A 9134-nucleotide genomic window follows, 5' to 3' on the forward strand; every position below is an offset into this window, starting at 1 on the left:
ATATGGTCCACCTCGAATTCCTGGACGAGGAGGGAAATGATGTTCTTCCTGGTAAACCTGGGCATGTTGTTGTAACCAAGCTTTATGGCAGGGGAACGCCCGTGGTACGCTATGCAGGAATGAATGACTTTATAATTCCTTTAGGCGATACATGCAGCTGCGGGATACATACCAATCTTCTTGGTATAGTAGGCGGGAGAAAAGCCGATTCGATAGTACTGGACGGCGGAAAAATAATTCCTCCATCCTCAATAACAGGCATACCCGGCAAAGTCATGCACGAACTTGGAACTGACAAGATACAACAATTCCAGATAATCCAGAAAAGCAAAAGCATGGTGGAAATACATGTTGTCATTGACGAGAAATTGAGAGATGTTGGCCCACCTGTGGATAAAATATTTGATAGACTGAAAGAAAGTTACCAGCAGAAGTTCGGGGAAGGTGTTGGAATTGTGGTAAAAGAAGTAGATAAAATAAAGAAAAGCGAAATGGTTGACACGCCCCCGCATATTGTGATATCGGAAATTGAAATTTCTTGACTGCATTATGTTCCAATTTTTATATGCCTGTTGCATTATGGATACACATGAAAAGAGGCATTGCTTTTATACGCGGTATGGGAATGTTCGGTAGTAAAAATTATACAAAGGAAGAGATTATGGGATGCTTGAAAGAGATAAGAAACAAAGCCATCAATATAATCGGCATGTACGGAAATGATAATGTCATCTTCGAAAAAGAAGAAATGCATTACGCTTCCGTGGGAAAACTCATCGAGCGATGTCTTGAAAGAAAATTTAATGAGAGATTTTTTGTCACAACGAGAAGTATGGATACTATAAAGGGAATAGCAGGAAAGTTTGGGTAACTGGAGAAATGCCCTAATTTTAAATATTACTTTTTAATTAACGACTTAATCTGGAGGAGAAAACATGATAAAAGTGAACAAGGAGAAATGCTTGCGTTGTGGCGGGTGCGTCGGCTTGTGCCCTGCAGATGCATTGACTTTGAATGAAGCAGGGCTTAGTGTGTCGGAAGCTTGCACTGAATGCGGCATATGTGTTAGATTTTGCCCGGTTGAGGCACTGGAGGGATAAAATGGAAGTGGAATGTTTGATTGTGGGGGCGGGGCCTGCAGGGAGCATGGCGGCAAGGGAAATGGCAGCGAGAGGGATAGATACTCTTGTTCTTGAGAAAAGGCAGGAAATAGGGGTGCCAAAAAGATGTGCTGAGGGAGTGTCTTGTCACGGTCTCGAAAAATTGGGGATAAAAATAAATGATTTGGGTATGTCCAGAACGATAAAAGGGGCAGTACTCTATTCCCCTTCTGGAAAATCGGTTGCGATGGAAGGAAATGACATGGAGGGGTACGTCCTTGAAAGAAAGGTTTTTGAAAAGTATCTCGCAAGCGAGGCAATAAAGGAAGGAGCCAGATACATGATCAAAGCCCAGGCAATGAAAATGGAAAGGGAAGGCGGGCTATGGAAAGTGCATGTAAGAAGCCTAGACGGGGACGACGAAATAAAGGCAAAACTTGTCATAGGGGCAGACGGCGTGGAATCAAAGGTTGGAAGATGGGCAGGATTGAAAACGTTAAACAGACTGACGGACTATCATTCCGGCATACAGTTCGAGATGGCAGGGGTGAATGCAAACGAAGAGTACATACATCTGTTCTTTGGAAATAATATAGCCCCTTTAGGATATGCATGGATTTTTCCAAAGGCGTTTTCTGCCAATGTAGGCCTGGGCATTCTGGAAAAGGGAGCGAAAATGAGAGCTTATGACTATTTGAAGAAGTTTATAGACGAGCATGATGAAATTTTCAGGAATGCAAGCCCCATAGAAGTGAACAGCGGGGGTGTGCCTGTCGACCATTTCACTGGAATGGTGTCCGAAGGAGTTATGCTCGTCGGCGATGCCGCACAGCTCGTGAACCCCATCCATGGAGGTGGTATAGTCAGGGCGATGCATTCATCATTAATGGCAGCGGAAGTTGCAGATAAAGCTTTCAAAGAAAAAAATCTTTCAAAAGGCAGACTCATGGAATACGAAAATAGATGGAATGAGGAATATGAAGAAAAAACGAATAAATTGCTGAAGCTGCGGAGTTTTCTGGAAAAACTTGAGGACAAAGACTTTGAGTTGCTGGCTGACATTCTGGAAGGCGAGGACATATTCAAGTTAACCCAGGCAAAACTTTCGTTTTTCGTGAAGAAGTTGATAAAGAGGCCATCGCTATTTGGACTTGCCCGAAAGTATCTGAAGGAGTAAGGAAAGAGAAACATCCATCACATCTCTATGTGCTTTGTGGCATGATTCCAAGAAAAGTACATAGCTCCTGCTAATGATTGGTTGAAATTCTTCTATAAATCTCTCAATTTTTGATACGACCAGAATTTCAATCCAGCTTCATGATACATATTTCTTGTTTTATGACTCCGCACGCTTTCGCCAAATATTCTTTTCACGGCAGTTGCAGGCACTGGATACCATTTACCCGAATGTGAACGACATGGAAGGACTTATAGAAGAAACAAAAAAATAGTTGAAATGGGATTTGACGGAAAGGGTATAATCCATCCAAACCAGATGGAAATAATCCATGAATGCTTCATGCCCACCGGGGAAGAAACGGAGGAAGCAAGGAAGATAATAGAGGCTGTCGAGGAGGCACGTGCCAGAGGGCTCGGGACTGCATCATTGAATGGCAGGATGATTGACCTGCCCGTTGAAAAGAAGGCAAGAAGAATACTGGAGAGAGCAGGGCTTGACGCATGAATTAAATTACTGACTGCATGATTTTCCACAAAAGCGGGAAATGTCGAAGAATCTCCTGCATTACTGGCGGGATAATGGTGGGGATATAGGTCCTGGGAGTTGCAAGAGAAACGGGCAGTATGAAAAAATCCCCATCATTGTTCTTATTTATTATCTTCACATACCCGCTGAAATCCCTGATTTTTTTATCAGGTGCCGCCACCGATACTTCCACGATAACTCCGTCATCTCCAAGCACCAGACCCCCTCCACTTGAGGGCGTAAATGTCCATGTGCCCCACTCCGGGTAGTCTCTTATCTCCCAGTCGAGGAGCGAACCATGCTTGCCAACGTTCTTAACCGTGAAATTGGCAGTGACCTCATTCCCTGCTACCACATCATCCCAATGGAGTTTTCCATCGCAGTATATGTCAGAGCCAGATCGCTCATTCATGACATCGACAATGGCACCTTCAACAACAGTCAGTCCGTATGGTACCTCATCCGGCAGCAGATACCAGCCGTTCCACAAACCGTTCCAGCCGAAATTCAGATGGTAATAATCATCAGTGTTATATCCGTCAACGACAAGGTTGTGCCCGGAGTCCCAGTTGGGAGTAACCAGTGCCAGATGAACGGGAATACCGTCCACCATATTCATCCTCATCCGCCCGTACAAACTGGAATCGTTTCCGTCCAGTAGTTCCATACCATCGATACCAAAACGGAGATACGCCCGATATGCCTGGTTCACTCCAAAAGTACCCGATATCTCCGAACTATAGACCTGTTGTGCCGCAACCCCGCAGGCAAAAACAAGGGATGCCTTATCATTGCCAGTGAGCGAGATGTTATCCCGGTAATGAGAGGAAAGAGTGACGAGATACCCGTCAAGCTCCGGGAACGAGGGAAAGTCATATGCTTCACTGTCATCATCAATCCAGTATCGGTTGCCGTCATAATTGTGATAATAATCATCACTGTCATTAAAGACAACGCCATTTATACTTCTGTGATAATCCAGAATCTGCGCCATTGCAATCGCAGGGCATCCCGCAACGCTTCTCCGCCCGTTATTTCCGTCAATAGGACAAAAATTGTTGTAAGGTGATTCCTGGTGCCAGTTGGCTTCCAGCCATCCCCCCGTTGAAGTTGCCCCCTCGGGAGGCCACTGCTGGAAGTTGCCATTCCCCAAATTTCCGGTTTTTTCATTCATCAGAACGTTCCACAAAAGGTTTCTGCTTTCAATGATGCACTCAGGCAAGTCTGGAATGCCTTCATATCGAAGCCGGATATCCGATTTGAGTATCTGGAGAAGGACATTCTGCTCCCCATTGCCCGAAAAATTGCTTGTGAAGGAATATGCAATCACCGGCGGGAGACCAAAATCTGCAGATGTAACAACATATCCTCTGGGATTCAAATCAAATACGTAGAACAATATTTCCCCGTTATCATCGGATATTTTAGTTTCACTTTCAATGGAAAAATCATCGGATTTTCCAAGCTGGACAAGTTTTGCATTTACAACTCTGGCAGCAGTTTCAATCCCTATCGGATGATAGAGCTGGACATCGGAACCCCCGATGCCGTCTATGAAAGTTATGGTGCCTGCCCCAAAAAATAATGCGACTGCGGCAAAAACCAGGATTTTTCTCCGTACTGTTTCTATCATTTTATCCGTTCCAGTATGGAACCAGTTGCCACATATAATATTACCTTTTTGCATATGGCGAAACGGTTCCAAGTATCCGGCAATATTTATTTATACAGATGCAAGATTGATTTGGTATGAAGCAGAGAAAATATATAGCAATAGGCATGATTTTTTTGATGGTTAGCAGCTTTTCACTCGCCGGGGGATTTCTGGAAAAGGAAAGAAAATCTGCACATGCTACACCTGACATTCTTCCAGCTCAGACCAATAATGAAATTTTTGAAAAGGCTATAACCATGCTCATGCAAATTGCCCACATGCCGGCTCTATCCGCGGCCATAGTCAAAGATGGAAATGTCATATGGGCGAAGGGATTCGGCCTTTACGACAGGGAAAATAATAAGGAAGCCGATGATGACACAATCTACCTTGTTGCATCAATATCCAAAACATTCACCTCCACAGCATTGATGCAACTTTATGAAAAAGGGCATTTTGACCTGGATGATGATGTGAATGATCGTCTCCCATTCAGTTTGCGAAACCCTAATTACCCTGACAAGCCGATTGCGTTCAGGATGCTGCTTGCCCATCAGTCGAGCCTGGCTACAGACCCGCCCGGATTTTATGCTTATATTCCTGGAGATTTAGAAATAGTGGGTTATCCATATCCATGGCTTGAGGAATACCTTGTTCCAGGGGGTATGAATTACATTCCACAGATATGGACGGATTTGCCACCCGGGGCGGAAATGAATTATGCCAATGTGGGCTATGGTCTGCTGGGCTACCTTGTAGAAAGGATTTCCTGCAAACCCTTTGAGGAATACTGCAGGGAAAATATTTTCGAGCCACTGGGAATGAATGATACGAGTTTCAGACTGGCAAATGTGAATGTGAGCAGGGTTGCAGTGCCATACATATTTCAGCTCGGAGAATATTATCCGCTTTTGCACTACGGCATTCTCGATTATCCGGCAGGCGGGCTGAGGACCACTGTACTGGACCTTTCCCGCTTTCTTATCGCCCATATGAATGAAGGGGTGTATAACGGTACCCGCATTCTTAATGAAAGCACAGTTGAAGAAATGCATACCGTCCAGTATCCAAGTAGCAATTACAATTTTCAGTATGGGCTAGGATGGCAGATATGGAAAACGCCGACGGATATATATATCGGGCATACGGGCGGCTTGTACGGCGTGGCTACAAAGATGGCGTTCAGGCAGTCCGACAACACGGGAATCATTTTCTTTACTAACAAGGAAGTGGGCAATATACGAGAAGTGATTGCATTTTCTTTGATAGAAAGACTGTTGTTCTGGAAAGCAGATGGTTTCACATTATCAGAACTTCAGAAAACCAGGATGGAGAATGCGGTTCTTGCAAACAAACATTTACTGAAGGATGAAATGAATTCAAATGATTGGATGCTTGAATTGCCGTGTCATGTTGATTCCGTGCTGAAAATGGTTTCGAGCTAATAACCAAAAATCTTTTTTCAGTAAAGCCTTAATCAAAACTATCATTATAATTGTTTCTACATCTCCATGAAATCAACGGTTTGATAATCCGAAAATGCCAGCAATAGCATTACTTTTATAAACACAAATCATATTGGAAGTCGAGAGATATGAGCGATTTGGAAAATCTTCCGGGAGTTGGCCCGACCACGGCGAAAAAATTGGAGGAAGCGGGTTATAGCAATTTGATGGCGATAGCGGTTGCATCACCTGGTGAACTTGCAGGAATTGCCGATATAGGGGAGAGCACTGCAGCAAAAATAATTCAGTCGGCGAGGGAGAAAGCAGACGTAGGCGGATTTGAGACAGGGGACGTAATTCTTGAAAGAATGAAAGAGAGAAAGCGTCTCACCACCGGTTCAAAATCTTTTGATGAGTTGTTGGGCGGCGGGTTTGAAAGCCAAGCAATCACGGAATTATTCGGGGAGTTTGGTTCGGGAAAGACACAGGTAGCCCATCAACTGTGTGTGAATGTTCAAATGCCAGAAGATGAAGGAGGGCTTGCAGCCCACACCGTATTCATAGATACCGAAAATACTTTCCGTCCCGAGAGAATAATACAGATGGCCAGTGCGTATGATATGAACCCAGATGAAGTACTGAAGAAAATACATGTTGCTACAGCATATAATTCAAACCATCAGATGATGCTGGTAGAAAAGGCAATGGAAATCGCAAAGCAAAATCCCGTTCGCCTCATAGTTGTCGACTCGCTCACCGGGCATTTCAGGGCTGAATATGTCGGAAGAGGGACGCTGGCAGACAGACAACAGAAATTGAATACGCACATGCATACCCTGCTGAAATTCGGAAGATTAAACAACGCCGTGATATGTGTTACAAACCAGGTGTCTGCAAAACCCGATGCATTTTTCGGAGATCCGACACGACCCATAGGAGGGCATATCGTAGGGCATACGGCAATGTTCAGATTATACCTCAGAAAATCCAAAGGAGGGAAAAGAATAGCTCGCCTTATAGATTCCCCCTACCTTCCCGAGGGAGAAGCCATTTTTATGGTCAACGAAGCAGGCATTCGTGACTGACATGGCCAAAAGAATGGAGCTGCCGCAGGGAGCCGGCGGGAGTGAAACCGCATCCCTCATAAAAAAATATATTATCCCTCATTTCCACCAGCCCGATATGGAAGTTTCGCTGCTTGACTTCGATGATTCTGCGGTTGTAAATGGTATCGCCTTCACGACAGATACCCATACAGTAAAACCAATTTTTTTTCCTGGTGGGGATATAGGAAAACTGGCGGTTGCGGGAACCATAAACGATGTAGCAGTGATGGGTGCGAGACCGATAGCTCTTTCTGCAGGGTTTGTTATAGAGGAGGGTTTTTCACTGGATGATTTCGAGAGAATCATAAAAAGCATGGGCGATTTGTCCTCTGAAGCAGGAGTTCCGATAGTTACGGGTGATACCAAAGTTGTTGAGTGTGGAGCTATCCAGGAAATAATAATAAATACCGCGGGCATAGGTGTGGAAACGGAGATACTGAAAAAAAATATGCATCAGGTCGGCAGAGGAAAAAAATGGCTGCAGGACTCTTCCCTTCAGCCTGGAGATAAAATACTGCTGAGCGGAAAAATAGCAGACCACGGGATAGCGATTATTTCTTTTCGAGAGAGATATGGATTTGACACAAAGATTAAGTCTGACGTCGCCCCAATTAATGGGCTGACGGAGGAATGCCTGAAAGTTGGCGGCATCGTTGCAGCCAAAGACCCCACGAGAGGAGGACTTTCAAACGCCCTCAACGAAATGGCAGAGAAATCAGGAGTGGGAATGATGATTGATGAAGAAAGAATCCCCATAAATGAGGGAACAATTGCTGCATGTGAAATGCTGGGCATAGACCCCTATGCCATTGGAAATGAAGGCAAGGTTATTATGGGTGTTGTTGAGGAAAAAGCAGATGATGTGCTCAAGGCATTGAGAAAACATCCTTTAGGAAAAGATGCCGAGATAATAGGAAGAGTAACAGACGAAAAACATGTCATACTGGGAACAAGCGTCGGAGGAAAAAGAATTCTCGAAACGCCGATGGGAGACCCTATACCAAGAATTTGTTAATTGATCATTTCTGCAGCAAATTTTTCAAGCTTTTGCTTATTTGGATATTTCTTTAGGCTTAAACAGTTTCTCCATGATTTGGAGGCTTTTTGTCTTGGGATTCAAACAAGTTGTTACGAGAGCATATTCTGCACCTTCTTGAGCAATCTCTAATTTTTTCAGAAATTTTTTCGTTTTTCTGGCAGGTCTGCCGATGGTAACAATGCCGGTTTTATCTCACTGCCTTTCCTTTCCCTCCCCTTCAATTTTATAACAAAAATACTGCCGTTTGGTTTATTATCCTCAATATAAACACTGCCCCCATATCTCTCAACTGTTTTTTTGACTATATACAATCCCAATCCTGTTCCCCCGGTTTCGCCATAACTGAAATGATCATCAAACACCTTTTCTTTGATTTCGTCGGGAATGCCAACGCCATAATCTGCGATGCGTATCTCACAGAAATCGTCTTTGCTGTTCATAGTGATATCTATTTTATCCGTCTTTCCATGCGTTACGGCATTGCTCACTATATTGTCAATGACGGAATAAAATGTATCATCAGCAAAAACTTTGCAATCTCCTTCAATATTAAGTTCAGTTGTTGTATAATTTTTTGTAACGCCTTCTATGACTTTTCTGGCATCGTACAATTTCAAATCCTTGCTGGTAGGGATAGAGAATTCATGCTCTCTCATTTTTCTTATTAATTCAGCACTCTTTTTGATATGCTCAAACGCTTTTTCCAAGTATTTTTCATCATTGGTTTCCTTATAAACGCTCAATGCACCTCTTACAATAGTTAAATCGTTTAATATATCATGTCTCATAATTTTATTTACCAATTTAAGTTGCTCACGATGTGCCTTCAGTTCTCCCTCTGCCTGTTTGCGTTGCGTTATGTCTTTGTACATCACCACGGAGCCTATGAGATGGCCATCAACTTTAATTGGGGCAGCGGATGCGGAGACTTGAACTAGTGATCCATCTTTTTTCTTTCTAACCGAAACTCGGCCGATTAACCCATAGATTTCTGGTAGTTTCTCCATTAAAAAAAAGAAACCTTTATATAGTATTAACCCATATACATTAACCCATATGGCACAGATTCCGATTAAAGTTAAAAA

10 protein-coding genes are annotated in these 9134 nt (G+C 43.5%); 8 read left to right on the forward strand and 2 right to left on the reverse strand.

Going from position 1 to position 9134, the window contains the following annotated elements; genetic code table 11:
• From U9O96_03140 to U9O96_03160, 5 genes are all read left to right on the forward strand, one after another.
• A partial coding sequence (locus tag U9O96_03140) for a hypothetical protein (protein MEA2054102.1) occupies positions 1-542 on the forward strand: 542 nt, incomplete at its 5' end.
• Between the two features lie 47 nt (positions 543-589).
• Entirely contained in the window at positions 590-871 is a 282-nt protein-coding gene (locus tag U9O96_03145; GenBank protein MEA2054103.1) for a hypothetical protein, read from the forward strand.
• A gap of 64 nt (positions 872-935) precedes the next feature.
• Positions 936-1100: a 4Fe-4S binding protein gene (locus U9O96_03150; protein ID MEA2054104.1), complete on the forward strand. Its 165-nt coding sequence runs from the start codon at positions 936-938 to the stop codon at positions 1098-1100.
• 1 nt (position 1101) lies between these two features.
• Positions 1102-2277, forward strand: a complete 1176-nt coding sequence (locus U9O96_03155; GenBank protein ID MEA2054105.1) for an NAD(P)/FAD-dependent oxidoreductase — start codon at positions 1102-1104, stop codon at positions 2275-2277.
• A gap of 279 nt (positions 2278-2556) precedes the next feature.
• Entirely contained in the window at positions 2557-2784 is a 228-nt protein-coding gene (locus U9O96_03160; protein ID MEA2054106.1) for an HpcH/HpaI aldolase/citrate lyase family protein, read from the forward strand.
• A 1-nt stretch (position 2785) separates the two neighbouring features.
• Here the strand turns inward: U9O96_03160 and U9O96_03165 are convergent, their stop codons facing one another.
• Positions 2786-4438 carry a C10 family peptidase gene (locus U9O96_03165; protein MEA2054107.1) on the reverse strand — a complete coding sequence of 551 codons (1653 nt, stop codon included), beginning with the start codon at positions 4436-4438 and terminating at the stop codon, positions 2786-2788.
• Between the two features lie 116 nt (positions 4439-4554).
• Between U9O96_03165 and U9O96_03170 the strand changes: the two genes are divergently transcribed.
• The 3 genes from U9O96_03170 to hypE all read left to right on the forward strand — a co-directional run bounded on the left by U9O96_03170 (position 4555) and on the right by hypE (position 8025).
• Positions 4555-5904, forward strand: a complete 1350-nt coding sequence (locus U9O96_03170) for a serine hydrolase (GenBank protein MEA2054108.1) — start codon at positions 4555-4557, stop codon at positions 5902-5904.
• A gap of 149 nt (positions 5905-6053) precedes the next feature.
• Entirely contained in the window at positions 6054-6989 is a 936-nt protein-coding gene (gene radA, locus U9O96_03175) for a DNA repair and recombination protein RadA (protein ID MEA2054109.1), read from the forward strand.
• 1 nt (position 6990) lies between these two features.
• On the forward strand, positions 6991-8025 hold the full coding sequence (hypE, locus tag U9O96_03180; protein MEA2054110.1) for a hydrogenase expression/formation protein HypE: 1035 nt from the start codon (positions 6991-6993) through the stop codon (positions 8023-8025).
• A 158-nt stretch (positions 8026-8183) separates the two neighbouring features.
• On the opposite strand, the gene U9O96_03185 is transcribed toward hypE, so the two are convergent.
• Positions 8184-9134 (reverse strand): ATP-binding protein (locus U9O96_03185; GenBank protein MEA2054111.1); only part of this gene is annotated, 951 nt, incomplete at its 5' end.

This window comes from Candidatus Thermoplasmatota archaeon (assembly GCA_034660695.1).
Taxonomy (GTDB): Archaea; Thermoplasmatota; E2; order UBA202; family DSCA01; genus JAYEJS01.

Excerpts from the sequence above, each read along its gene's own strand:
- U9O96_03145 (MEA2054103.1), top strand. The coding sequence starts at position 590 with ATGAAAAGAGGCATTGCTTTTATACGCGGTATGGGAATGTTCGGTAGT.
- U9O96_03155 (MEA2054105.1), top strand. The coding sequence starts at position 1,102 with ATGGAAGTGGAATGTTTGATTGTGGGGGCGGGGCCTGCAGGGAGCATG.
- hypE (MEA2054110.1), top strand. The coding sequence starts at position 6,991 with ATGGCCAAAAGAATGGAGCTGCCGCAGGGAGCCGGCGGGAGTGAAACC.
- U9O96_03150 (MEA2054104.1), top strand. The coding sequence starts at position 936 with ATGATAAAAGTGAACAAGGAGAAATGCTTGCGTTGTGGCGGGTGCGTC.
- U9O96_03160 (MEA2054106.1), top strand. The coding sequence starts at position 2,557 with ATGGGATTTGACGGAAAGGGTATAATCCATCCAAACCAGATGGAAATA.
- U9O96_03170 (MEA2054108.1), top strand. The coding sequence starts at position 4,555 with ATGAAGCAGAGAAAATATATAGCAATAGGCATGATTTTTTTGATGGTT.
- radA (MEA2054109.1), top strand. The coding sequence starts at position 6,054 with ATGAGCGATTTGGAAAATCTTCCGGGAGTTGGCCCGACCACGGCGAAA.
- U9O96_03165 (MEA2054107.1), bottom strand. The coding sequence starts at position 4,438 with ATGATAGAAACAGTACGGAGAAAAATCCTGGTTTTTGCCGCAGTCGCA.